This window comes from Actinomadura barringtoniae, from assembly GCF_017573505.1.
Taxonomy (GTDB): domain Bacteria; phylum Actinomycetota; class Actinomycetes; order Streptosporangiales; family Streptosporangiaceae; genus Spirillospora; species Spirillospora barringtoniae.
The window spans coordinates 75162-98730 of record NZ_JAGEOJ010000007.1 but is presented as its reverse complement, the minus strand read 5'-3'; the positions used below and the strand labels follow the sequence as shown (position 1 = coordinate 98730).

Annotated in this window: 18 protein-coding genes; 9 read left to right on the top strand and 9 right to left on the bottom strand. The window is 71.1% G+C overall.

Features of this window, described 5'->3' with window-relative positions:
- Nucleotides 1–33: 33 nt before the first annotated feature.
- Genes J4573_RS18080 through J4573_RS18060 form a run of 5 tightly spaced genes read left to right on the top strand, consistent with a single transcriptional unit; the run spans nucleotide 34 to nucleotide 5746 of the window.
- Nucleotides 34–1392 carry an extracellular solute-binding protein gene (locus J4573_RS18080; protein ID WP_208256822.1) on the top strand — a complete coding sequence of 453 codons (1359 nt, stop codon included), beginning with the start codon at nucleotides 34–36 and terminating at the stop codon, nucleotides 1390–1392.
- 16 nt (nucleotides 1393–1408) lie between these two features.
- Complete coding sequence (locus tag J4573_RS18075; protein ID WP_208256820.1) at nucleotides 1409–2332, top strand: carbohydrate ABC transporter permease; 924 nt, start codon at nucleotides 1409–1411, stop codon at nucleotides 2330–2332.
- Nucleotides 2332–3162 carry a carbohydrate ABC transporter permease gene (locus J4573_RS18070; protein WP_208256818.1) on the top strand — a complete coding sequence of 277 codons (831 nt, stop codon included), beginning with the start codon at nucleotides 2332–2334 and terminating at the stop codon, nucleotides 3160–3162. Before J4573_RS18075 ends, J4573_RS18070 begins: the two co-directional genes overlap by 1 nt.
- A 6-nt stretch (nucleotides 3163–3168) precedes the next feature.
- A complete protein-coding gene (locus tag J4573_RS18065; RefSeq protein WP_208256816.1) occupies nucleotides 3169–4503 on the top strand; it encodes an ABC transporter ATP-binding protein in 1335 nt (444 codons plus the stop codon).
- Nucleotides 4504–4528: 25 nt separating this feature from the next.
- Nucleotides 4529–5746 (top strand): DUF4032 domain-containing protein, encoded by a 1218-nt coding sequence (locus tag J4573_RS18060; RefSeq protein WP_307796681.1) that lies wholly within the window; start codon nucleotides 4529–4531, stop codon nucleotides 5744–5746.
- On the opposite strand, the gene J4573_RS18055 is transcribed toward J4573_RS18060, so the two are convergent.
- Nucleotides 5743–7053 (bottom strand): ABC transporter ATP-binding protein, encoded by a 1311-nt coding sequence (locus tag J4573_RS18055; RefSeq protein ID WP_208256812.1) that lies wholly within the window; start codon nucleotides 7051–7053, stop codon nucleotides 5743–5745. The genes J4573_RS18060 and J4573_RS18055 overlap by 4 nt on opposite strands.
- 11 nt (nucleotides 7054–7064) lie before the next feature.
- A complete protein-coding gene (locus J4573_RS18050; RefSeq protein WP_208256810.1) occupies nucleotides 7065–8789 on the bottom strand; it encodes an ABC transporter permease in 1725 nt (574 codons plus the stop codon).
- Between the two features lie 323 nt (nucleotides 8790–9112).
- Here J4573_RS18050 and J4573_RS18045 point away from each other — a divergent pair, with 323 nt between their 5' ends.
- The gene (locus J4573_RS18045) at nucleotides 9113–10846 is read left to right on the top strand and encodes a pyruvate dehydrogenase (protein WP_208256808.1); all 1734 of its coding nucleotides are present in this window, start codon (nucleotides 9113–9115) and stop codon (nucleotides 10844–10846) included.
- Nucleotides 10847–10918: 72 nt separating this feature from the next.
- Here the strand turns inward: J4573_RS18045 and J4573_RS18040 are convergent, their stop codons facing one another.
- On the bottom strand, nucleotides 10919–11518 hold the full coding sequence (locus J4573_RS18040; protein WP_208256806.1) for a TIGR03086 family metal-binding protein: 600 nt from the start codon (nucleotides 11516–11518) through the stop codon (nucleotides 10919–10921).
- 161 nt (nucleotides 11519–11679) lie between these two features.
- On the opposite strand from J4573_RS18040, the gene J4573_RS55370 reads away from it, so the two are divergent.
- Nucleotides 11680–14421, top strand: a complete 2742-nt coding sequence (locus J4573_RS55370) for a helix-turn-helix transcriptional regulator (protein ID WP_208256804.1) — start codon at nucleotides 11680–11682, stop codon at nucleotides 14419–14421.
- On the opposite strand, the gene J4573_RS18030 is transcribed toward J4573_RS55370, so the two are convergent.
- On the bottom strand, nucleotides 14418–14966 hold the full coding sequence (locus J4573_RS18030) for a TetR/AcrR family transcriptional regulator (protein WP_208256802.1): 549 nt from the start codon (nucleotides 14964–14966) through the stop codon (nucleotides 14418–14420). The genes J4573_RS55370 and J4573_RS18030 overlap by 4 nt on opposite strands.
- An 84-nt stretch (nucleotides 14967–15050) precedes the next feature.
- On the opposite strand from J4573_RS18030, the gene J4573_RS18025 reads away from it, so the two are divergent.
- Both J4573_RS18025 and J4573_RS18020 read left to right on the top strand, forming a co-directional pair.
- The gene (locus J4573_RS18025) at nucleotides 15051–15461 is read left to right on the top strand and encodes a DUF3291 domain-containing protein (protein ID WP_208256800.1); all 411 of its coding nucleotides are present in this window, start codon (nucleotides 15051–15053) and stop codon (nucleotides 15459–15461) included.
- Nucleotides 15462–15570: 109 nt separating this feature from the next.
- Complete coding sequence (locus tag J4573_RS18020) at nucleotides 15571–16146, top strand: dihydrofolate reductase family protein (RefSeq protein WP_208256797.1); 576 nt, start codon at nucleotides 15571–15573, stop codon at nucleotides 16144–16146.
- Here J4573_RS18020 and J4573_RS18015 read toward each other — a convergent pair.
- The 5 genes from J4573_RS18015 to J4573_RS17995 form a co-directional block, all read right to left on the bottom strand.
- Nucleotides 16143–18188: an ATP-binding protein gene (locus J4573_RS18015; RefSeq protein WP_208256795.1), complete on the bottom strand. Its 2046-nt coding sequence runs from the start codon at nucleotides 18186–18188 to the stop codon at nucleotides 16143–16145. The genes J4573_RS18020 and J4573_RS18015 overlap by 4 nt on opposite strands.
- Nucleotides 18189–18254: 66 nt before the next feature.
- Entirely contained in the window at nucleotides 18255–19457 is a 1203-nt protein-coding gene (locus J4573_RS18010; RefSeq protein ID WP_208256793.1) for a Cmx/CmrA family chloramphenicol efflux MFS transporter, read from the bottom strand.
- A gap of 129 nt (nucleotides 19458–19586) precedes the next feature.
- Nucleotides 19587–20159, bottom strand: coding sequence for a TetR/AcrR family transcriptional regulator (locus J4573_RS18005; protein ID WP_208256791.1), 573 nt, complete (start codon nucleotides 20157–20159; stop codon nucleotides 19587–19589).
- A gap of 79 nt (nucleotides 20160–20238) precedes the next feature.
- Complete coding sequence (locus J4573_RS18000) at nucleotides 20239–21534, bottom strand: L,D-transpeptidase (protein ID WP_208257228.1); 1296 nt, start codon at nucleotides 21532–21534, stop codon at nucleotides 20239–20241.
- Between the two features lie 245 nt (nucleotides 21535–21779).
- Nucleotides 21780–23531 (bottom strand): GMC oxidoreductase, encoded by a 1752-nt coding sequence (locus J4573_RS17995; protein ID WP_208257227.1) that lies wholly within the window; start codon nucleotides 23529–23531, stop codon nucleotides 21780–21782.
- Nucleotides 23532–23569 lie beyond the last annotated feature (38 nt).

The following is a 23569-nucleotide window of genomic DNA, read 5'->3' as shown; positions in this document are numbered from 1 at the left end:
CGCCAGCAACGCGCCCGAGCTTCGGGAGGCCCGATGGCCGACATCGCACGACGAAGGAGCGGACGAGCGAACATCGGGCGGGGCAGCCCCCTGCCCGGTGGCAGGCGGGGGAGCCCTTGGCTCAGGGGCGCGGCGGCGCTCGGCCTTCTCGCCGGGACTCTCACGGGGTGCGGCAGCAGTGGCGGGCCGCCGACCCTGACCTGGTACATCAACCCCGACAACGGCGGCCAGGCCAAGCTCGCGTCCGAGTGCACGCAGGCCTCCGGCGGCAAGTACAAGATCAAGACCTCGATCCTGCCGAACGGCGCCACCGACCAGCGCGAGCAACTCGTCCGCCGCCTGGCCGCCAAGGACTCCGGGCTCGACCTCATGAGCCTGGACCCGGTGTTCGTCGCCGAGGCCGCGAACGCCGGGTTCCTCAGGCAGTTCACCGACGCCGAGGCCGCGCAGCTCACCAGCGGCGTCTTCCCCGCCGCGGTGGAGAGCGCCAAGTGGAACGGCAAGCTCTACGCGGCGCCGTTCTGGGCCAACACCCAGCTGCTCTGGTACCGCAAGTCCGCCGCGCAGAAGGCCGGCGTCGACCCGACCGCGGCGAACTTCACCTGGGACCAGATGATCGACGGCGCGGTGAAGAGCGGCACCACGGTCGCGATGACCGGTAACAAGTACGAGGGCTACATGGTGTGGATCAACGCCCTCGTCGCATCCGCGGGCGGCACGGTCCTCACCGACCCGCAGAAGGGGGCCGACGCCAAGGTCACCCTCGACAACCCGGCCGGTCAGCAGGCGGCGCGGATCATCCGCAAGCTCGCCACCTCCAAGGCCGCGAGCCCGACGCTGTCCACCGACATCGAGGACCAGGCCCGCAACGAGTTCAACGCCTCCAACGGCGGCTTCATGGTCAACTGGCCCTACATCTACGCCGCCGACCTCGGCGACGCCGAGTCGGGCGTCATCCCGAAGAGCGTGCCCGCCGACATCGGCTGGGCCAAGTACCCGCAGGTGGTCGCCGGGCAGCCGAGCAAACCGCCGTTCGGCGGGATCGAGCTCGGCATCGGCGCCTTCACCAAGCACGACGCCGAGGCCGTCGCGGCCGCGCAGTGCATCACCAGCGAGCCGCACATGAAGGAGTACATGCTCAGCGAGGGCAACCCCGGTGCCCGGCCCGCGATCTTCGACGACGCCGACGTCGTCAAGAAGTTCCCGATGGCGGCGCTGATCAGGGACTCCATCAACTCGGCCGAGCCGCGGCCCATCACGCCGTACTACCCGGACGTGTCCGGCGGGATCCAGAGCAAGTGGCACCCGCCCGCGTCGGTGAACCCCTCGACCACCCCGCGGGTCACCGACGAGTTCGTGCCCAAGGTCCTGCGCGATCAGAGGTTGCTGTGAGAGAGGAGCGCGCGTCATGACCATCGCCGTGGACCGGCCCGCGACCGCCCGCCCGGAGGTCTCCGACCGGGCGCGCGCCGAGCGCCGCCTCGGGCTGCTGCTCTCCGCCCCGGCCGTCATCGTCATGCTGCTGGTGACCGGCTACCCGCTGATCAACGCGCTGTACCTGTCGCTGTTCCGCTACCGGCTCACCTCGCCGGACGACAAGACGTTCGTGTGGTTCGGCAACTACGTGACGGCCCTCACCGACGCGCTGTTCTGGCAGGACGTGCTGACCACGTTCTTCATCACCGCGGTGACCGTCGCGGTCGAGGTCGTGCTCGGCTTCGCGTTCGCGATGGTGATGCACAAGGCGATCTTCGGCCGCCGCACGGTGCGGACCTCGATCCTGATCCCGTACGGCATCGTCACCGTGATCTCCGCGTTCGCCTGGAAGTACGCCTTCGACGTGCAGTCGGGCTTCGTGGACCAGTGGTTCGGCCTCGGCGACTACGCCTGGTTCTCCGGGCGCTGGTCGTCGATGTTCGTCATCATCCTCAGCGAGGTGTGGAAGACCACGCCGTTCGTGTCGCTGCTGCTGCTCGCCGGGCTCGCGCAGGTGCCGAACGACCTGGGCGAGGCGGCGACGGTGGACGGCGCGACCGCCTGGCAGCGGCTGTGGCGGGTGACCATCCCCAACATGAAGGCGGCCATCCTGGTCGCGGTGCTGTTCCGCACCCTCGACGCCTGGCGGATCTTCGACAGCATCTTCGTGATGACCTCGGGCCAGAACAAGACCGAGAGCCTGTCGTTCCTCACCTACCGGCAGACGATCACCCGGACCGCGATCGGTCTCGGTGACGCGGTCGGCGTGCTGCTGTTCCTGTCGGTCGTCCTCATCGCGTTCATATTCATCAAGGGCTTCAGGGTGGACCTGGCGCAGGCGAGGGGAGAACGCTGATGGAGACCGCACGCTCCAAGTGGATGTGGATCGGCGGCTCGCTGCTGATCCTGATCTGGACGCTTCTCCCCACCCTGTGGATACTCTCGCTGTCGTTCAAGAAGCCCGGCGAGGTCGGCAACCAGAAGGGCTTCCTGCCGCACACCTGGACCTGGGACAACTACCGGACGGTCTTCAACACCGACCTGTTCACCTCGGCGCTGATCAACTCGATCGGCATCTCGCTGATCGCGACGGTGGTCGGCGTGGTGTTCGCGACGTTCGTGGCGTACGCGATCGCCCGGCTGGACTTCCCCGGCAAGACGCTGATCCTGTCGTTCGCCCTGGCGATCGCGATGTTCCCGGTGGTCTCGCTGGTCGGGCCGCTGTTCAACCTGTGGCGCAACATCGGCCTGTACGACACCTGGCCGGGCCTGATCATCCCCTACATCTCGTTCGCGCTGCCGCTGGCGATCTGGACGCTGTCGGCGTTCTTCCGCGAGATCCCGTGGGAGATGGAGCAGGCCGCGCAGGTGGACGGCGCCACCACCTGGCAGGCGTTCCGCAAGGTGATCGTGCCGCTGGCCGCGCCCGGCGTGTTCACCGCGGCGATCCTGACGTTCTTCTTCTGCTGGAACGACTTCGTCTTCGGCATCTCGCTCACCTCGACCGACAACGCCCGGCCGGTGCCGGCGGCGCTGGCGTTCTTCACCGGCGCCTCGCAGTTCGAGCAGCCCACGACGGCCATCTGCGCCGCGGCCGTCGTGGTGACCATCCCCGTCGTCGTCATCGTCCTGCTGTTCCAGCGCCGAATCGTCGCCGGCCTGACCTCCGGCGCAGTGAAGGGATAGTCCGTCATGGCCGACATCGAGATGAAGAACATCGTCAAGAAGTACGGCGACGGGTTCCCGGCCGTGAACGACGTCACCCTGGACGTGCAGGACGGCGAGTTCATGATCCTGGTCGGCCCGTCCGGCTGCGGGAAGTCCACGCTGCTGCGGATGATCGTCGGGCTGGAGGACATCACCTCCGGCGAGATGAAGATCGGCGGCAAGGTCGTCAACACGATCGCGCCGCGGCAGCGGAACCTGTCGATGGTCTTCCAGAACTACGCGCTCTACCCGCACCTCACCGTGTTCGAGAACATCGCGTTCCCGCTCCGGCTGGCCAAGAAGCCCGACGACGAGGTGCGCCGCCGGGTGAACGAGACCGCCGAGCTGCTGGAGCTCACCGAGCACCTGGAGCGCAAGCCCGCCAACCTGTCCGGCGGGCAGCGGCAGCGGGTCGCGATGGGCCGCGCGATCGTCCGGCAGGCCGACGCGTTCCTGTTCGACGAGCCGCTGTCCAACCTGGACGCCAAGCTGCGCGGCCAGATGCGCGCGGAGATCTCGCGGCTGCAGCGCCGCCTCGGCGTCACGACGGTGTACGTCACGCACGACCAGACCGAGGCGATGACGCTCGGCGACCGGGTCGCGGTGCTGCGCAAGGGCGTGCTCCAGCAGGTCGGCAGCCCGCGCGAGCTGTACGAGGAGCCGTCGAACCTGTTCGTGGCCGGGTTCATCGGCTCGCCGTCGATGAACTTCCTGCCCGCGACGATCGAGAAGGCGGCGGACGGCACGCACCTGGACACCCCGCTCGGCCGCTTCCCCATGCCCGAGAAGGGGCACGCGGCGGCGTCGGGCGACCGCAGCGTCGTGCTGGTCGGCGTGCGGCCCGAGCACTTCGAGGACGCGACGCTGGTCAGCGACGAGAAGCGGGCGCGGGGCGCGGTGGTGCGTGCGCACGTGGACGTGACCGAATGGCTCGGCAACGAGCTGTACGCCTACGTTCCGTACGAGGCGCCCGCCGATCTGGCCGACAAGCTGCGCGACCTGTCGCGCGAGCTGGACAGCGACCAGATGCGCACCCAGGCCGTCGTCGCGCTCGACCCGGCCAGCCTCATCACCGAGGGGCAGCAGGCGGAGCTGTGGATCGACACCGGCCGTATCCAGCTCTTCGACCCGGCGACCGGCGAGAACCTCACCCGCGACGAGGACCGCGTCACCGAGCTGGCCCGCCGCGCCGAGCAGGCGCGCCAGGCACAGCGCCGCGGCCAGAACGGCGCCGCGAGCGGCAACGGAGAGGCCAAGGCAGAGGAGAGGACAGAGGAACCGGGCTCCGCGTCCGCCGAGCCCGGAACCAACCCCGACTGACGTCCGGGCCTCCGGGATGCACTTCGTGTTCAGCCCGCCGGGGACGGCCGCGGCGGGCCTGCTCGACCTCCCGTGGCACCGGCCGCTGGAGGAGTGGACCGACGACCGGATCGTGGAGATCCGGTCGCGCGGTCTGTCCCGGCACGTCGTGCGGTTCGTCGCCGAGGGCGGGCACGTCTACGCGCTGAAGGAGCTGGACGAGCGGCTGGCGCGGCGCGAGTACCGGCTGCTGCGCCGCCTGCGCGAGCTCGGCCTGCCCGCGGTCGAGGTCACCGGCGTGGTCGTCGACCGGGGCGAGCAGATCGACGCGATCCTGGTGACGCGCTACCTCGACCACGCCTCGTCCTACCGTGCGCTGTTCGCCAACCCGCGCGGCGGCGGGCATCCGACCGACCGGTTGCTGGACGCCCTGGTGGAGCTGCTCGTACGGCTGCATCTGGCGGGCTTCATGTGGGGCGACTGCTCGCTGTCCAACACGTTGTTCCTGTTCGACGCGGGCGCGTTCGCCGCCTACCTCGTCGACGCCGAGACCGCCGAGCTGCATCCCTCGCTCAGCGAGGGCCAGCGGCACTACGACGTCGACCTCGCCAGGGAACGCATCGCGGGCGAGCTGTTCGATCTGTTCGCGGGCGGGCTGCTGCCGCCCGACGTGGATCCGGTCGAGGTCGGCGACGACATGGTCCGCCGTTACGAGGGCCTGTGGGACGAGCTGACCCGCGAGGAGGTCCTGCCGCCGGACGAGCAGGTCTACCGGATCACCGAACGGCTGCGCCGCATCAACGAGCTCGGTTTCGACGTCGACGAGGTCGAGCTGGAGGACGCCGCCGACGTCGAGGGCGGCGGCAGCCGGATGCGGATCAGGACGCGGGTCGCCGAGCCCGGCCACCATCGCCAGATCCTCTACACCCGTACCGGTCTCGGCGCCCAGGAGAACCAGGCCCGACGGCTGCTGAACGACGTCGCCTCGTTCCGCGGCTATCTCGAACGCAAGGAGGGCCGCGCCGTCCCGGAGGTCGTGGCCGCCAACCGGTGGCTGGCCGAGGTGTACGAGCCGGTCGTCCAGGCGATCCCGGACAAGCTCCGGGGCCGCCTGGACGAGGTCGAGGTGTTCCACGAGGTGCTGGAACACCGCTGGTTCCTGTCGGAGACGACCGGCCGCGACATCGGCACGACCTCGGCCGCCCGCGACTACTTCGAGAACGTTCTCCCGAACGTCCCCGAGGACCTGACCGGGACCATTTAGGAAGCAAGGACGAGGTCGCCGTTCTTGGCGTCGTACTCCAGCAGCTCCCCGTAGCGGCCCCAGTCGATCGCGGTGTCGAGCTGGCGGCGCGCCTCCTCCTCGGTGAAGCCGCGCCGCAGCACGGCCAGGAAGAAGTCGTCGCTCAGCCGCCCGTCGCGGCTGCCGCCGAGCGCCCGAAGGATCGTCCGGACGAGCGGCGCGTTCTCGGTGGCCAGCCGCGCGAAGATCGCCTTCCCGGGCTGGATGCCGCCGCGCGTCCAGTTCACGCCCTGCCGGGTCAGCACGATCGTCGAGTCGACCAGCCGGGCCAGGCCCAGCAGCACGGCCGCGTCGACGATCGGCAGCAGGTCGTCGGCCTCGAACCCCAGCTCCAGCGCGAGGTCGGACAGGTCGGCGGCGCGGCCGCGCGCCTCGACCCAGTCGGCCAGCCCGGCGATCGCGCCGACGGGCGCCATCGGCAGCGCGTTCACCAGCGGCGAGCCGGGGTCGTCCTCGTCGCCGGTCACCTTGTCGCCGGTCAGGATGCGGTACGCCGCGTCCATCAGGCCATGGAACGCGGGGGCGTGCCGGTCGCGCGGGCGCGGCCGGCGGACCTGCAGCTCGCCCTTGATGCCGCCGTCGCCGAGCACCAGGATGCGGTCGGCGAGCAGCACGGCCTCCTCGATGTTGTGGGTGACGATCGCCATGGCGCGGGTGGCGAACGAGCCCGCCGACCACAGCTCCAGCAGTTCGGTGCGCAGGTTCTCGGCGGTGAGGACGTCCAGCGCGGAGAACGGCTCGTCCATCAGCAGCACGTCCGGCTCGCGCACCAGCGCGCGGGCGAACCCGGCGCGCTGCCGCATGCCGCCCGACAGCTCCTTCGGGTAGGCGGTCTCGAAGCCGTCCAGGCCGACGACGTCGATGGCGTCCAGCGCGCGGCGCCGCCGCTCCTGGTCGGCCACGCCCTCCAGCCCGAGCTCGACGTTGCCCATGACGGTGAGCCACGGCAGCAGCGCGAAGCTCTGGAAGACCATCGCGACGCCCGGGGTGGCGCCGCGCACCGGCTCGCCCCGGTACTCCACGCTTCCGCCGGTCGGCTCGATGAGCCCGGCCATGACGCGCAGCAGCGTCGACTTGCCGCAGCCGCTGCGGCCGAGCAGCGCGACGATCTCGCCGTCGTACAGGGTGAACGAGACGCCGTCCAGCACGGTCAGCGGCACGCCCTGGCCGCCCCGGAACGTCTGGGACACCTCGTTCATGGAGATGAGCGGCGCGCGGCCCCGGTTGAGCGGCCCGTACGCGGTGGTGGGAAGAGTTACAGCGGTCATGGTGACCTCCTTCAGAGTGAGAAGCGGGACTGGGCGCGGCGGTAGAGGCGGTGCCACACGAGGCGGTTGAGCACGACGACGAACGCGCTCATCACGATCACGCCGAGCAGCACGCGCGGGGCGCCGTCGGGGTCGTTCGCCGCCTGGGCGATGTAGGCGCCGAGCCCGGTCGTGGTCAGGGTCTGGTGCCCGTACGGGACGAACTCGGCGACGATCGAGGCGTTCCACGCGCCGCCCGCCGCGGTGAGCACGCCGGTGATCAGCGTCGGGACGATCGCGGGCAGGATCAGGCTCCGCCAGCGCGCCGCCCGGCCCAGCCCGAGGTCGGCGCTCATCTCCCGCAGATCGGTGGGGATCGCGGACGCCCCTGCGATGACGTTGAACAGGATGTACCAGCCCGAGCCGAGGGCCATCAGCGCGATCGCGCCCCAGCCGAGCCCGATCCCGCCCGCCGCGAACAGCCCGATGAAGAACGGGTAGAGGAAGTTGGCCGGGAAGCTCGCCAGCACCTGCACGACCGGCTGCGCCAGCCGTGCGACGCGCGGGTTCATGCCGATCCACACGCCCAGCGGGACGAAGACCAGCGTCGCCGCGGCCACCACGACCAGCACCCGGCCGAGCGTCACCAGGCCCATGCCGATCACGGTGGGCAGGTAGTGCAAGGCGCCGCTCTCGTGCAGGTAGACGATCGCCCGGTCGGCGATCCACACGACCGCCAGCACGCCCGCCACGACCAGCAGCACGTCACGCACGAGCCGCTGGTTGGGCGTCTCCGCGCGGCCGCTTCCCGTACGGCCGAGAAGCCCGCCCGCACAGTCCAGGCCACGGCCCGCAGGACGGAGCATCCGCCCGGCCGCGACCGGCACCGTCGAGTCGCGCAGCACGTTGAGCACGACGCTGCGGTGCTTGTGCGCCGGGTCGGACTCCTCGACGCGGAACCGTTCGGCCCACGCGGTGAGCGGCCGCCAGAACAGGAGGTTGACGCCGACGACCATGACGGCCATCAGGGCGATGGCCGGCACGAGCCGGCCCGTCTGCGCCTCCCTGACGGCGGTGGCGACGTAGCTGCCGACGCCCGGCAGCGCGTAGGTGTGCCCGGCCGTGGTGATCGCCTCGGAGTTGGCCAGGAAGAACCAGCCGCCGCCGAAGCTCATCATCCCGTTCCACACCAGCGGGCTCATCGAGCCCGGCACGTCCAGCCGCCAGAACCGCCGCCAGCGGCCGAGCCGCAGGCTGCGCGCGGCCTCGTCCAGGTCGCGCGGCTGGGTGATCAGCGACTGGTAGAACGCCAGCGTGATGTTCCAGACCTGGCCGGTGAACACCGCGAAGATCGCGGCGAACTCCAGGCCCATCGTGGAGCCGGGGAAGACCGCCATGAAGAACGGCGTGATGACGGTGAGGAAGCCCAGCACCGGCACCGACTGCAGGATGTCGATCGCCGGGAGCAGGACCTTCTCCGCCCGCCGCGAGCGCGCCGCCCACGTGCCCACCAGGAAGGTGAACGCGAGGGACAGCCCGAGCGCGACGAACATCCGCAGCAGCGAACGCGCCGCGTAGTAGGGCAGGTTCGCGGGGTCGGTCGAGACGGTCGGGCCCACGTCAGCGGCGGGCGCGGTCATGTCCCGTACGAGGAACACGACCCCGGCCGCCAGCGCCACGAAGGCCGCGAGAACGAGGCCGTCGATCAGCCATTGCCGCGAACGCGAACGGTTGAGCGCATACGAAAAGGTGGACATCGCCAAGCTCCTTTCGGGGGCTTGGCCGACGCACGCGTCAGCGCACGCGAAAACGCGTGGGAAGCGCGTGGAAGCGCCTGGAATCAGGGACGGTGCGTCAGCGAGTCGGGTGGGGACGACTTGGAGGCGCGCCGTCGCGCTGGACCATCAGGGTCCTCGACATGTGCGCTCACCTCCTCCGACTCGGTCCGGTCCTTCGCTCAGCGAGGTTACCCGCACCGATTCGCGGTTGGCCCTGGGCGGATTGTTCCTTTGTGGGAACTTGGGGTTGAGTCCCCTGATTAGGGTGATCTTGTAATGGGGTGTCGAGGAGAGGGGGCCTCATGGCCACGGTCGCCGAGCAGTTCATCCAGGTCCTGCGGCAGGCGGGGGTCGAGCGGATCTACGGGGTGGTGGGCGACAGCCTGAACCCGATCGTGGACGCGATCCGGCGAACCGGCGGCATCGAGTGGGTGCACGTGCGCAACGAGGAGGCCGGGGCGTTCGCCGCCGCGGCCGAGGCGCAGGTGACCGGGCGGCTCGCGGTGTGCGCGGGCAGCTGCGGACCCGGCAACACCCACCTCATCCAGGGCCTGTACGACGCGCACCGGTCCGGCGCGCCCGTGCTGGCGCTGGCCTCCCACATCCCGAGCGAGCAGATCGGCACCGGGTTCTTCCAGGAGACGCACCCGGAACGGATCTTCGAGGACTGCAGCGACTTCTGCGAGCAGATCCAGGTGGCCGAGCAGATGCCGCGCGTGCTGCGCATCGCCGTCCAGACCGCGCTGGCCCGGCGCGGCGTCTCGGTGGTCGTGATGCCCGGCGACGTCGCGCACCTGAACGCGCCGAACCCGACCGGCAAGCACGATTTCCTCGTTCAGCAGGGCATCGTGCATCCGCCCGCCGACCAGGTCGAGCAGCTGGCGCACGCGCTGAACGCGGCGGAGAAGGTCATGCTGTTCTGCGGCGCGGGCGTACGTGACGCGCATCAGGAGGTCATGGAGCTGGCCGGGCGCGTGCACTCCCCGGTCGGGCATGCGCTGCGCGGCAAGGAGTGGATCCAGTACGACAACCCGTTCGACGTCGGGATGAGCGGGCTGCTGGGCTACGGAGCCTGTTACGAGGCGACGCAGGAGGCGGATCTGGTCGTCCTGCTCGGCACCGACTTCCCGTACGACCAGTTCCTGCCGGGCAAGCAGACCGTGCAGATCGACCACGACGCAAGCCGGATCGGCCGCCGCACCCCGCTGGATCTGGCCGTGCACGGCGATGTCGGAACGACGTTGCGGGCCGCGCTTCCCAAGGTCGGCCAGAAGAGCGACCGGACCTACCTCGACACGATGCTGCGCAAGCACACCAGGGCCCTGGAGGGCGTGGTCAGCGCCTACACGCGCGACATCGAGAAGCACACCCCGATCCACCCCGAGTACGTCGCGGACGTGCTGGACGACCTGGCCGCCGATGACGCGGTCTTCACCGTCGACACCGGCATGTGCAACGTGTGGGCGGCCCGCTACCTCACGCCGAACGGCCGCCGCCGCGTGATCGGCTCGTTCCTGCACGGCACGATGGCCAACGCGCTGCCGCACGCGATCGGCGCGCAGTGCGCCCAGCCCGGCCGGCAGATCATCTCGATGTCGGGCGACGGCGGGCTCGGCATGCTGATGGGCGAGTTGCTCACGGTGCGGCTGCACGACCTGCCCGTGAAGATCATCGTCTTCAACAACTCCTCGCTCGGCATGGTCAAGCTGGAGATGCTGGTGGACGGCCTGCCCGACTACGAGACCGACCACCGCCCGGTCGACTTCGCGGCGATCGCGCAGGGCGCCGGGATCGAGTCGGTCCGGGTCGAGAAGCCAGGCGACGTCCGAGCAGCACTGACACGCGCCCTGCAGTCGCCCGGCCCGTTCCTGGTCGACATGGTGACCGACCCGAACGCCCTGTCCATCCCGCCGCGGATCACCGGCCAGCAGGTGCGGGGCTTCGCGCTGGCGGCGGGCAAGACCGTCATGTCCGGCGGGGTCGGCAAGATGGTCGAGCTCGCCCGCAGCAACCTGCGCAACATCCCCCGCCCGTAAATACGCCGATCTTGCTCTCAGCGCCCCCAATCGGGCTCCGGGAGGGCGCTGAGAGCAAGATCGGCGTGTGGGTCAGGCGCTCCAGGAGGGGTTGCGGCCGAGGAAGTGGAGGAGGGCCGCGACGTCGGTGTCGCCGGGGGCGTCCTCGATCGGCTGGGCGAACGCGCCGTACTGGCGGAGCGGCTCGATGACGATGGCGTGTGCGACCGGCAGCAGCGTCCGGGCGAGCTCGGGCGTGATCGGGGACGGCCGGCCGGTGGCGAGGGCGATGTCCCAGGCGTGCACCAGGGCGTCGACCGCGCAGGCGCCCGCGCCGATCTCGGCCGTCATCTTGTTCGGCGGCATCGGGACGGCGACCTCCTGGGCGTCCGGGGCGACGGTCGCCCAGGCCGCGGCCGAGGCGGCGGTGGCGCGCTCGACCATCGCCTCGGGGGACTCGGCCAGGCTGCCCGAGGGGGAGAACGGGTCGTCCTCGGGGCCGGGGCCGCCGGTGATGAACGCGGCGTAGGCGATCTGGTCGCCGACGGCGTGCTGGATCACCTGGGCGACGTTCCACTCGCTGCAAGGGGTGGGCTTGGTCAGGTCCTCGGCGCCGAGCCCCCGGACCGCGGTGCGCAGCGCCTCGTGCGCCTCGGCCAGGACGGTCCAGTCGGTGGTGGTGTTCTCGGTCATCTTCGCTACCCCTTTGCTCTCGTTATGTCCCCAGCTTAGCAGAACGGAATGCTCTATTCCAATAGATGGAGACCCGTGAACTGGTGATATTTCCGGGCTCGAGAGCGTAGCCTCACTTGCGGCCTGTGTTGATCGTGCTGGAGGTTTCGTCCTTGGGCGGTGTGCGGCTGTTTGGCAGGAGCGCGGAGGTCGACCGGATCGGCCGTCTGCTCGCCGACGCGCGCCGGGGCAGGAGCGGCGCGCTCTACGTTCACGGCGAGGCGGGGATCGGCAAGTCCGCGCTCTTCGAGCATGCCGCGCGGGCCGCCGAGTCGGCCGGGATCCGGGTGCTGAGCGCGGTCGGGACCGAGACCGAGGCCGAGCTGCCCTTCGCCGGGCTCCACCTGCTGCTGACCTCCTACGAGGGCGACCTGGACGCGCACATCCGCGCGCTCAACCTGTCGCAGGCGGCGGCGCTGCACGGCGCGCTCGGCGGTACGCCGGTGGCGGGCGAGGACCGCTTCCTCATCGGGCTCGCCACCCTGACGCTGCTGTCCGACCTCGCCGAGGACGGGCCGATCGCCTGCGTCGTCGACGACGCGCAGTGGCTCGACCGGGCGTCGCTGGAGGCGCTGCTGTTCGCCGCCCGGCGGCTGCGCTCGGAGGGCGTCGTTCTGCTGTTCGCGGCCCGCGACGAGCCCGGCATGCCGTCGCTGCTCGGCATTCCCGAGGTCCGCCTCGAACCGCTCACCGCCGAGGACGCCGCGAGCCTGCTCGCCTCGGTCGCGCCCGATCTGCCGGCGCCGGTGCGCGCCCGCGTGCTGTCGGAGTCGGAGGGCAACCCGCTGGCCCTGATCGAGCTGCCCAAGGCCGTCGGCGCCGAGGGGTGGCCGCCGATGGGCCCGGTGCCGATCGGCGACCGGGTGCAGCGCGCGTTCGCCGCCCAGATCGAACGCCTGCCCGCCCGTGCCCGCAACCTGCTCGCGCTCGCCGCCGCCGACGACTCCGGCGAGCTCGGCGTCATCATGCGCGCCGCCAAGACGCTGGCCATCCCGTCCGGCGCGATCGAGCCCGCCGAACGGGCCGGCCTGGTGAACGTGGTCCGCGGCGTCCTGCGGTTCCGCCATCCGCTGGTGCGCTCGGCCGCCTACCAGGGCGCGGTGGCCGCCGAACGACGCGCCGCCCACCGCGCGCTCGCCCAGGCCTGGCACGAGGACTCCGACGCCGACCGGCGCGCCTGGCAGCTCGCCGCCGCCGCGACCGGCCCCGACGACGAGGTCGCCGACCTGCTGGAACGGACCGCCAAGCGGGCCGCCGACCGCAACGGGCACGCCGCCGTCGTCGCCGCGTACGAGCGTTCCGCGCAGCTCAGCAGCAAGCCCTCCGCGGCCGGTCGCCGATCGGTCGCCGCCGCGCTCGCCGCCACCGACGCGGGCCTGCTGGACCGCGCCGCCGAGCTGAGCGAGCTCGGCGCGCACACCGCCGCCCAGCCCGCCGACCTCGCCATGCTCTCGCTGATCCGCGGGCTGGTGGAGTTCGAGCGCGGCTGGCCGCGCGAGGCCGGCCGGGTGATGATCGACGGCGCGCTGCGCATCACCGCCGAACGCCCGGTCGACGCCGCCTACCTGCTGGTGATCGGCGTCCACAACGCCTGGCACGGCGGCGACCGGCTGATGGTCGCCGAGGGCGTCAAGTGGCTGCGCGAGGTGCGCGTGCCGCCGGACGACCCGATCGCGGCGTTCGTCGACGTGACCGTGGCGCTCGGGCATCTGGCCGCCGACGACGCGGCGTCCGCCGACCCGCTGCTGCGCGCGTTCGCGCTGGTGGCGCGCGACCTGACGCCCCGTACGACCTGGCTGCGCCAGTACACCGCGCAACTGCTGCTGGTCGCCGGTCACGCGCCCGTGCTCGCGCACGAGCTGGCCTCCACGATGACCCTCATGGGCCGGAGCCGCGGCCAGGCCGGGCACCTCACCGGGGCCCTGCATCACCTGGCGTACGCGCAGATCCTGCTCGGACGGCACGGCGTCGCGGCGGCCAGCGCGACCGAGGGGCTGGAGCTGGCGCGCGTCACCGGGCAGCGGCCGCTCGCCGCCCACCTGAGCAGCGTGCTCGCCTGGCTCGTCGCCCAGCAAGGCGACGAGCAGCGCTGCCGCGACCTGGCCGGGGACGCCATCCGTTACGCGGAGGAGCACCACAGTCCCCACAGCGCCATCAGCGGCCACTGGGCGCTCGCCCTGCTCGACCTCGGCATGGGCAGGCACATCGAGGCCTACGAACGGATGGCCGGCAACTGGCGCGGCTGGACGTACATCGCCAACCGCAGCGTCGCCGACCTCGTCGAGGCCGCCGTGCACGTGGGGAAGGCCGACCGAGCACGGGCGGCCGTGGCCGAGGTGGAGGAGTGGACGCCGGGCGGCGCCGACCCGTGGGCCCGCGCGATCCTCGTTCGCTGCCGCGCGCTGCTGGCCGACGACACCGCGGCCGAGGAGCTGTTCGCCCAGGCGCTGCGCCTGCACGAGGAGAGCGAGCAGCCCTACGAGCAGGCCCGCACCTGGCTCGCGTACGGCGAATGGCTGCGCCGCACCCGCCGCCGCAAGGAGGCGCGCGGGCCGCTGCGCAACGCGCTGGAGAGCTTCGAACGGCTCGGCGCGACCGTCTGGGCCGACCGCGCCCGTACCGAGCTGAGGGCGGCCGGTGAACGAGCCGTGCGCAAGCGCGCCAAGAACGACGCTGCGTCCGAGCTGACCCCGCAGGAGCAGCAGGTCGTACGGCTCGCGGCGACCGGCGCCACCAACCGGGAGATCGCCGCACAGCTGCTGATCAGCCCCCGGACGGTCGGCCAGCACCTCTACAACGCCTTCCCCAAGCTGGGCGTCTCCTCGCGAGCCGAGCTCGGACGGCTGGGCCTGGAAACCCCCTAGGGCGGGTCGTCCAGCAGGGCGCGCAGGACGGGGCGGGCGGCGTCCTCCGGGGAGTCGCCCAGGTCGGGCGGGAGGGCGCCGCTCAGCCACAGGCTCGCGAAGCCATGCACGATCGACCAGGCGGCGATGGCCGTCGAACGGTCCGGCGAGTAGCGGGCGGCCCCCTGTACCAGGACCTCGTTCGCGCGCTGGGCGGCCGCGGTCACCTCGGGATCGCCGGCCCGGTAGAGCTCGGGCCGGAACATCACCTCGAAGTAGGCCTTGTGGTCGATGGCGAAGCGCACGTACGCCAGGCCGGTCTCCAGGAAGTCGTCGGTGGTGCGTTCCAGGGTGTCGGCGAAGAGCGTGTAGCCCTCGGTGGCGATCGCGGTGAGCAGCCCGGTCTTGTCGCCGAAGTGGTGCGCGGGGGCGGCGTGGGAGACCCCGGCGCGGCGGGCCAGCTCGCGCAGGCTCCAGCCGGCCGGGCCCGACTCCTCGATCGCCTCGATGGCCGCGTCGAGGACCGTCCGCCGCAGGTTGCCGTGGTGATAGCTCGGCTGGTTCACGGGACCGACCCTATCTTGTCATTGACAAGTTCGCGAGGCCGAGGCAATCTAGGCACTGACAAGATTTGCTCGGAAAGGACCGTCATGCCGACCCTGCCGTGGATCACCCCGAACGCCGCCGACCCCGAGGCCGAGGCGACCGTCATGGCGTCCAGGCTGGAGGTGAAGTCGCTGCGCCAGGTCCCGGGCTTCTTCTTCGCCTCCATCAAGCTGTGGCGCCAGGCCCGCCGGTCGGACGGCGCCTGGGGCCTGTCCCTCCGGGCCCAGCTGCTCAAGCGCACGTTCTGGACCGTCTCGGCCTGGAGCGACAAGAAGGCCCTGTACGCCTACGCGGGCGCCGAGCCGCACAAGTCGACCATGAAGCGCCTCCACAAGGTGATGAAGGACTCGACGTTCGTCTTCTGGAACGCGCAGGTCAGCGAGCTGCCCATCACCTACGAGGAGGTCGAGCGCCGCATCGCCGAGGAGGAGGCGAAGGGCGGCACGACGAGTTAGGACAACTTTTCAAACTTTCTTCCGCGAGCATGTCGAGAGCGCGGGGCCCGCTCCGACCATCATGCGAGCGGCGCCCACGGGGGCGCGGCCACAGCGAAGGAGCAGGATCATGCGGAAGATCATCTACTGGGTGCACACCTCGGCCGACGGCTTCGTCTCGGGCCCGAACGGTGAGTTCGACTGGCCGGCCGTCGGGCCGGAGCTGTTCGGCCACTCCGACGAGATCAACGAGGGCGTCGACCTCCTCCTGTACGGGCGGGTCGTCTGGGAGGTCATGGCGGAGTTCTGGCCGACAGCCGACGAGAAGCTCGACGACCCGCACGTCAAGCGCTTCGCACCGTTCTGGCGGGAGACCCCCAAGGCCGTGATCTCCAGGAGCCTGGAGAACCCCGGCTGGGGCGCCACGGTGATCGGCAAGGAGGGCGGGGACCTCGCCGCGGAGATCACCGAGCTGAAGAGCCGGGAGGGCGGGGACATCCTGCTGACGGGCGGCGCGAGCGCCGCGGCGGCCCTGACCGAGCTGGGCCTGATCGACGACATCCGCGTCGTCGTCCACCCGGTCGTGCTCGGCGGCGGGCAGCAGCTGTTCGCCGGCACCAAGGACCGGATCAACCTGGAGCTCGTCGAGACGCGGGCGTTCGACGGCAAGACCGTGATGCTGCGCTACAGCCGGAAGGACTCCTAGGCGAGCGCTTCCACGGGGTCGGTCCGCATGCCTGTCGCGAGGGCGGCGTCGGTCGCGGCGTCGCCGATCGCGGCACGGATCTGCGCCTCGCAGCCCTGGCGCGCGGCGGTCAGCTCGGGCGACCCGAACTGCGAGCGCCCGTACGTACGCCGCCACAGCTGTTCGCCGATGCCGAGGAACAGCGCCCCGCGCGCGGGATCGCCGGAGGCGGCGGTGGCCATCGCGAGGGCGTCCAGGGCGAGCGCCATGCCCCAGCTGTCGCCGAGCCGCCGGTTGCCGTCGAGCGCCTCGCGGGCGTGCCGGAGCGAGCCCTCGAAGTCGCCGAAGCCCAGGTCGGCGAGGGCCTGGATGTAGTGGCCGAACGACAGGAACTTGCACTCGCCGCGCCGCAGCCCCTCGGTGCGGATCGCCTGGGCCAGCGCGGACGCCTCGCCCAGCTCGCCGCGCACGACCCGGGTGAACGCCAGGGCGGCCTGCCGCAGCATCCAGATCGCCTCGTCGACGCCGCCGCGTTCGAGGACCGGGTTCAGCCCGAGCAGCAGCCGCAGCGCCTCGTCGGGCTGGGCGCGGATGGAGCAGCTCGTTCCCTCCAGGTAGTCGGCGGCCTGCTCCGCCTCGGGCGTGCCGATGAGGCGGCACGCGTCGATGCTCTGGTCGGCGGCGGCCAGATCGCCCTGCGCCAGAACGACGCAGCCGTGCGCCCATAGGGCCCGGACACGGAAGGGATCGCCCTGCGCGGTCGGCAGGGCCAGCGCCCGTTCGAGATAGGAACGGCCCTCGCGCTGGAAGCCGCAGGTGAACCAGAAGAACCACAGCGCGCCGGCCATCTCCAGGGCGGTCGGATCGGCCTCGGCGAGGCAGGTCTCCAGCGCGACGCGGATCTCGGTGTGGTCGTCGGCGATGCGGTGGTACCAGATGACCTGGCCGGACCGGGCCCACTGCGGGAACGCCTGCCGGGCCATCGTCAGGTAGTGGTCGCGGTGCCGCTCCCACATCCGGTGCTCTTCGCCGAGCTCGGCCAGCCAGTACGCGCCGTACTCACGAATGGTGTCCAGCAGCCGGTAGCGGCTGCCCTCCCGCAGCACGATCGACTTGTCGACCAGCGCGGCGATGATCTCGGGAACGTCGGTGACGTCGATCGGGTCGCCCGCGCACACCTGCCGGGCCGCCTCCAGCGTGAAGCTCCCGGCGAAGACCGAGGCGCGCGCCCACAGCAGCCGTTCCTGCGGCGTGCACAGCTCGTGACTCCAGCCGATCGCCGCGCGCAGCGTCTCGTGCCGGAGCGGCACCGAGGGCGAGGTCTGGTTGAGAACGGCGAACCGGTCGTCCAGCCGCACCGCGATCTCTTCGAGCTCCAGGGTCCGCAGCTGCGCCGCCGCCAGCTCCAGGGCGAGCGGCAGCCCGTCGAGCAGCCGGCACAGCCGCGCCACCATCGCGAGGTCGCCCTCGGTCAGCCGGAACGCGGGGGCGGCGGCGCGCGCCCGGTCGGCGAACAGCCGGACCGCGTCGCAGTCGCGAGTGTCCGCCGCCGGAACGTCGTCGCCGGGCACCGCCAGCGGCGCGATCGTGAACGCGTTCTCGCCCTGCGCGTGCAGAGGCTGGCGGCTGGTCGTGATGACGTGCAGTTCCGGCGCGCCCTTCAGCAGCGCCGGAACCAGCAGCGCGCACGTGTCGAGCAGGTGCTCGCAGGTGTCCAGGATGAGCAGGCAGCGCCGTTCGGCCAGGTAGTCGGCCAGCACGTCCATCATCGGCCGGAACGTCTGGTCCTGGAGCTCCAGCTCGCGCGCGATCGTGTGCGGCAGCAGCGCGCCGTCGCGCAGCTCCGAGAGCCGCACCAGCCAGATCCCGTCGGGGAAGCGGTCGTGCAGGTGGCGCGCGACCTCCAGCGCGGTGCGGGTCTTGCCGACCCCGCCCGCGCCGGTGATCGTCACGTGCCGGGCGGCCTCCAGCAGCTGCTGGATCTCGGCCAGCTCGCCGGTGCGGCCGACGAAGCTCGCGGCCTCCACCGGCACGTTGCCTCGACGTTGGACGGGACTGCCCATGTGTCACCACCGACTACGGTCCGCGTGCGGCTCGTGTCGAATCGTACAACGGCATTTCTGCCGTCCCTAGGTGGTCGCGGCGGTGGTCGGCCGCCGTTCCGGCACGGCCTCGGCCGGACGCCGCCGGAGCGCGGCGCCGAGCGCGACGCTGCCGAGCGCGACCACGCCGAGCACCGCCCCGATCCACGCCACCGACGGGTAGCCCCAGCCCGCCCCGATCGCCAGGCCGCCGAGCCACGGGCCCACGGTGATGCCCACGTTGAACGAGGAGACGTTGAACGCCGCGGCGAGCGTCGGAGCGTCGCCCGCCACCGTGAAGACGCGGGCGTTGAGCGCGGGGTTGGTCCCGAAGCCGACCATGCCGAGCAGCAGGATCAGCGCGATCGTGGGGATCGGCGCGGACGCGGTCAGCGCCAGCGCCACCGAGATCACGATGAGGCCCGTCAGTCCGACGTAGAGGGTGCGGAACGGGTGCGCGTCGGAGGTGCGGCCGCCGATCGTGATGCCGGCGAGCGCGCCCAGCCCGTACAGCGCGAGCACGGCCGGGACCCAGCCCTCGCCCAGGCCGGTGGTGTCGGTCAGCAGCGCGCCGAGGTAGCTGAACGTGACGAGCAGCGCGCCGGTCGACAGCGCGGTGGTGCCGTACGCGAGCCACAGCCGCGGCTCGATCATGGCGCGCAGCTCGTTCCGCAGCTTCGGCGCGCTTCCAGCCGAGGCGGAGGCGCGGCCGCCGGGGATCGTGGCGACGATGCCCGCCATCGCGATCGCCGACATCACCGCGACCGTCCAGAACGCCGCGCGCCAGCCGAGGTGCTGGCCGATGATCGTTCCGGCGGGGAGACCGGCGATGGAGGCCACGGTGAGGCCGCCCGCGACGACGCTGAGCGCCCTGGCCCGCGCGTTCGGCGGAACGAGCCCGATCGCGGTCGTCGCGGCGATCGCCCAGAAGCCCGCGTAGACGAACGCGCCCACCACCCGGGTCGCGAACAGCGTCCAGTAGCCGGGCGCCAGCGCGCCGACGACGTGCGTGGCGACGAACACCGCGATGAAGGTCAGCAGCGTGGTCCGGCGCGGCCAGCGCAGCGTGAGGACGGCGAGGATCGGGGCGCCGGCCAGCATCCCGATGGCGAACGCGGAGATCAGCAGGCCCGCCCGGGGGACCGAGACGCCCAGGTCGCCCGCCATCTCGGGGAGCAGCCCGGCGAGCATCAGCTCCGAGGTGCCCTGGGCGAAGATCGACAACCCCAGGATGTACACGGCCAGGGGCATGCGTGTTCTCATCGGTGGACCCTTCCGCAGTGGATCGATTCCGCAGTGGATCGATTCTGTATTGGATCGATCAGTTCAAAATGAGGGCGAAAGAAGAGGGCGACAGGGTGCCGCCCGTGCGTGGCGTGCTCAGATCGCGGTCAGCGCGGTGTCCGCGATGGCCTGCAGGGTCGCCCGGTCGGCGCCCGCGCGCGACGCGACCCGCATGCCGCTGATCGTCGCGGTGACGAAGTGGGCAAGGGCGCCGGCGTCCCTGTCCGTCGCGATCTCGCCGGCCCGCCGGCCCGCCTCGATCGCGTCCCGCAGGGCATGGAACCGCAGGTCACGGTCCCGTTCGAGCCGGTCGGCGATCTCGGGATCGCGCGGCGCCAGCTCGACCATGGAGTTGACCACCAGGCAGCCGGCCGGATCGCCCGCCTCGGCATCGATGATCCGCTGGAGCAGGACCCGGACCTTCTCCTTGACCGGCCGGTCGCCCTCGAGCACCTCGAACGCCGACGCGTTCTTGCTCGCCATGTAGCGGTCCAGCGCCCTCTCGAACAGGTCGTGCTTGCTCTTGAAGGTGTTGTAGATGCTGCTCCGCCCCAGCCCGGTGGCCTCGCACAGGTCCTGCGTCGAGGTCGCCTCGTAGCCGGCGGTCCAGAAGGCGAGCATCGCCCTCTCGACCGCCGCCTCTTCGTCGAACTGTCTCGGTCGTGCCATACCGGCACCGTAGCACGTTTTGGATCGATCAGTGCAAAATGGTGCGGGCGGCCCTCCGGAGAGGGCCTTCACGCAAGTACTACGGGGTGTTCGCGGCGGCCGGGGTGTTGCCCTGGCCAGGGGTCGTGGGCGTCGTGCCCGGAGTGGCCGGCGGCGGGGTGGCGGTCAGCGGCGCGGTGGTCACCGACCGCTTCAGGGTGCTGCCGTCCTGCCACTTGGAGAACGACATCTGCCAGTAGCCCCAGCCGTTCCAGTACTCCAGATTGCGGCCCGTCCCGGTGATGCTCACCATGTCGCCGCGGTACGACCAGCCGTAGAACCACTGGGCGTCCCCGCCCGGCGAGCGCACGCAGCCGTGGCTGCAGTTGCGGTTGCCCAGGCAGCTCGGGTCGTCCATGTTCTGGTGGATGTACTCGCCGCTGTTGGAGATGCGGGTGGCGAACGGGACCTTCTCGTCGTAGTAGCCCGGGTCGCCCTTCTTCTTGCCCGGCGCCACCATCCGCTCGACCCGGCTGTGCGCCATCGTCAGGTGCATCCCGCTGGTGGTCTTCAGGTGGTCGATGCCGTCGCTCTGCACCTCGCCGCCGGTGCCGAGGCTGACGCCCCAGCTGCGGACGACCTTGCCGTTCTTCTTGACCACCAGGCGGTCGGTGTGGGAGTTGACCGAGATCGTGTGCGAGTCACCGATCTTGAACTTGCGGGTCAGGTCCTTGTCGCCGAAGACGTTGTCACCGATCTTGATCCCGGCGTAGTGGATGGTGACCGAGACCTTCTGGTGCGCCTTCCACGGGTGCTCGGGGCGGAACACCACCGACGGCAGGCCGTTGAACGACTCGCCCGAGTCCAGCCAGCGCCAGGCGCCCTTGGTCGGGGTGCTCGAGGAGATCTCGATGGCCTTCTCGACGGCGGGCCTGGCCTTGGCCGGCACGGACTTGGTGAACTGGATCAGGATCGGCATGCCGGTGCCGACCGTCTCGTTCGCGTCCGGGACCACGTTGTTGATCTTCGTCGCGGCGGTGTCGGACACCGTCTTGAACGAGCTCGTCGCCTGCGTCGTCTTCCCCTTGGGAGACGCGGCCGTCGCCGTCACGTCGTACTTGGCGCCCGGGACCAGCGTCCAGGTCGACTTCCAGCTGGTCTTGTCGGCCGACAGCGCCCCGGGCACGTCCTTGCCCTTGAGCTTCACCACGACCTGGCTGAGGGTGCCGCCCGCGGCCGTCACCGTCACGCCCTGGTCGGGGCGCGCCTTGCCGCTCCCGTTCGCCGGCGCGATGGTCAGCTTGGGAGTGCCTTCCTCGCCGCCCGTAGTGGTCGTCTTACCGCCGTCATCGCTACCAGCGCACGCAGTCGCGAGACCCGCCACCAGGGCCACCACTGCCAAGGCCTTACCTCGCACCGCTCTCCCTCACAAAACCCGCCGACGCGAAACCACGCTTCGGCAACGAAGAACGCCTACGCAACGGCCCTATTCCCGGAGATGCTGCCTTGGAACAGACCGGCGACACAACTTATGCGTTCGACCAAATATGACGTTCGTGGGTCTCCTGAGGTTCGGGCTTGAGGATCACGAAGTGGCCACGTTTCCTGGATCGGGCCACGATCAGGCTCGATGCGGGCCCGCTACCAGCGGGTCGCCGCCGGAGCACTCGCCGGAACGGCCGGAGCGTGCGCCGCCACGGGGGTGATCCGCTCGTACGGCTTGCCCAATTCCGGACGGGCGTCCTCCTCGCCGCGGTTGGGCCAAAGCGCCATGGCGCGCTCGGCCTGGGCGGTGATCGTCAGGGACGGGTTGACGCCGAGGTTGGCCGTCACCGAGGACCCGTCCACGATGTGCAGGCCCGGGTGGCCGTAGACGCGGTGGTACGGGTCGACCACGCCGGCCTCGGGGCTCTCGCCGATCACGCAGCCGCCGATGAAGTGGGCCGTGGTCGGGATGTTGAACAGGTCGAACCAGGTGCCGCCGGGCGTCGCGTTCATCTCCTCGCCCATCATGCGGACGGCGTCGTGCGCGATCGGGATCCAGGTCGGGTTCGGCTCGCCCTCGCCGTACCGGGCGATCAGCCTGCGCCGCAGCAGCCCGCGCTTCTCCTTCACCGTCACCGAGTTGTCCTTGGTCTGCATGACCAGCGCGATGATCGTGCGCTGTGACCAGTCCTTCACCGAGAGTCCGCGCAGGATGGTGCCCGGCTTCCTGGCCGCCTCGACGAAGAACTTGGCCCAGCGCGGCGCCCGGCCGCCGCCGTCGATCAGCAGCGTGCGGATGAGGCCCATCAGGTTGTCGCCGGCGCCGTAGCGGGTCGGCTCGATGTGGGTGTTCTCGTCGGGGTGGAACGAGGAGGTGATCGCGAGTCCGGTGCTGTGGTCGACGTCGTCCTTGCGGTGCCAGCCGGTCATCCGTTCCACGCCGAGCAGGGCCTCGGAGTTGGTGCGGGTCAGCTCGCCCAGCCGGGGGGAGATGTGCGGGAGCTGGCCGCCCAGGCGCATGCGGTGGAGAAGCTGCTGCGTGCCGTACGTTCCGGCCGCGAAGACGACCTGCTCCGTACTGATGGTCCGGCGTTTGCGCCGCAGCAGCCCTCCGGTCCGCCCGACCCGCACGTCGTAACCGCCGCCCTCCCGGGGAACGACGGAGTTGACCGTGGTGTCGGGCAGCACCTCCACGCCCGCCTTCTCGGCGAGGTAGAGGTAGTTCTTGACCAGCGTGTTCTTGGCGCCGACCTTGCAGCCGACCATGCACGCCCCGCAGGCCGTGCAGGCGGTGCGGCGCGGGCCCTCGCCGCCGAAGTAGGGGTCCTCGGTCTCCTCGCCGGCCTTGGTCTCGTCGTCGCCGAAGAACACCCCGACGGGGGTGAGGTGGAAGGTGTCGCCGACGCCCATCCGCTCCGCGATCGTCCTGACCGCCTCGTCGGCGGGGGTCATGAACCGGTTGGTCTCGACGCCGAGCATCCGCCTGGCCTGCTCGTAGAACGGCGTGAGCTCCTGCTGCCAGTCGGTGATGTGGCCCCACTGGCGGTCCTTGAAGAACGGCTCGGGCGGCTGGTAGAGCGTGTTGGCGTACACCAGCGACCCGCCGCCGACGCCCGCGCCCGCCAGGACCAGCACGCCGGCCTCGCCGCGGATCAGGTGCATCCGCTGGATGCCGCGCATCCCCAGGCGCGGTGCCCAGACGTATTTGCGCAGGCGCCAGGACGTCTTCGGCAGGGTGTCGTCTTCGAAGCGGCGACCCGCCTCGATCACCGCGACCCGATAGCCCTTCTCGACCAGGCGCAGCGCCGCCACGCTGCCGCCGAAGCCCGAACCGACGACGACCACGTCGTAGTCGAAGCCGGTGTTGCCTGCCGCCTTGCTCGCCGCCGTGTCCGCCGTGTCCGCCATGTCCGCCATGCGCGCCGCCTCCACGCTCACCGGAGGGA

What these genes read in the sequence shown, in the direction of transcription:
- J4573_RS18045 (WP_208256808.1), top strand. Translation starts at nt 9,113, where the DNA reads ATGGCCACGGTCGCCGAGCAGTTCATCCAGGTCCTGCGGCAGGCGGGG.
- J4573_RS18050 (WP_208256810.1), bottom strand. Translation starts at nt 8,789, where the DNA reads ATGTCCACCTTTTCGTATGCGCTCAACCGTTCGCGTTCGCGGCAATGG.
- J4573_RS18065 (WP_208256816.1), top strand. Translation starts at nt 3,169, where the DNA reads ATGGCCGACATCGAGATGAAGAACATCGTCAAGAAGTACGGCGACGGG.
- J4573_RS18010 (WP_208256793.1), bottom strand. Translation starts at nt 19,457, where the DNA reads ATGCCCCTGGCCGTGTACATCCTGGGGTTGTCGATCTTCGCCCAGGGC.
- J4573_RS18005 (WP_208256791.1), bottom strand. Translation starts at nt 20,159, where the DNA reads ATGGCACGACCGAGACAGTTCGACGAAGAGGCGGCGGTCGAGAGGGCG.
- J4573_RS18055 (WP_208256812.1), bottom strand. Translation starts at nt 7,053, where the DNA reads ATGACCGCTGTAACTCTTCCCACCACCGCGTACGGGCCGCTCAACCGG.
- J4573_RS18020 (WP_208256797.1), top strand. Translation starts at nt 15,571, where the DNA reads ATGCGGAAGATCATCTACTGGGTGCACACCTCGGCCGACGGCTTCGTC.
- J4573_RS18075 (WP_208256820.1), top strand. Translation starts at nt 1,409, where the DNA reads ATGACCATCGCCGTGGACCGGCCCGCGACCGCCCGCCCGGAGGTCTCC.
- J4573_RS18040 (WP_208256806.1), bottom strand. Translation starts at nt 11,518, where the DNA reads ATGACCGAGAACACCACCACCGACTGGACCGTCCTGGCCGAGGCGCAC.
- J4573_RS18070 (WP_208256818.1), top strand. Translation starts at nt 2,332, where the DNA reads ATGGAGACCGCACGCTCCAAGTGGATGTGGATCGGCGGCTCGCTGCTG.
- J4573_RS18025 (WP_208256800.1), top strand. Translation starts at nt 15,051, where the DNA reads ATGCCGACCCTGCCGTGGATCACCCCGAACGCCGCCGACCCCGAGGCC.
- J4573_RS17995 (WP_208257227.1), bottom strand. Translation starts at nt 23,531, where the DNA reads ATGGCGGACACGGCGGACACGGCGGCGAGCAAGGCGGCAGGCAACACC.
- J4573_RS18015 (WP_208256795.1), bottom strand. Translation starts at nt 18,188, where the DNA reads ATGGGCAGTCCCGTCCAACGTCGAGGCAACGTGCCGGTGGAGGCCGCG.
- J4573_RS18080 (WP_208256822.1), top strand. Translation starts at nt 34, where the DNA reads ATGGCCGACATCGCACGACGAAGGAGCGGACGAGCGAACATCGGGCGG.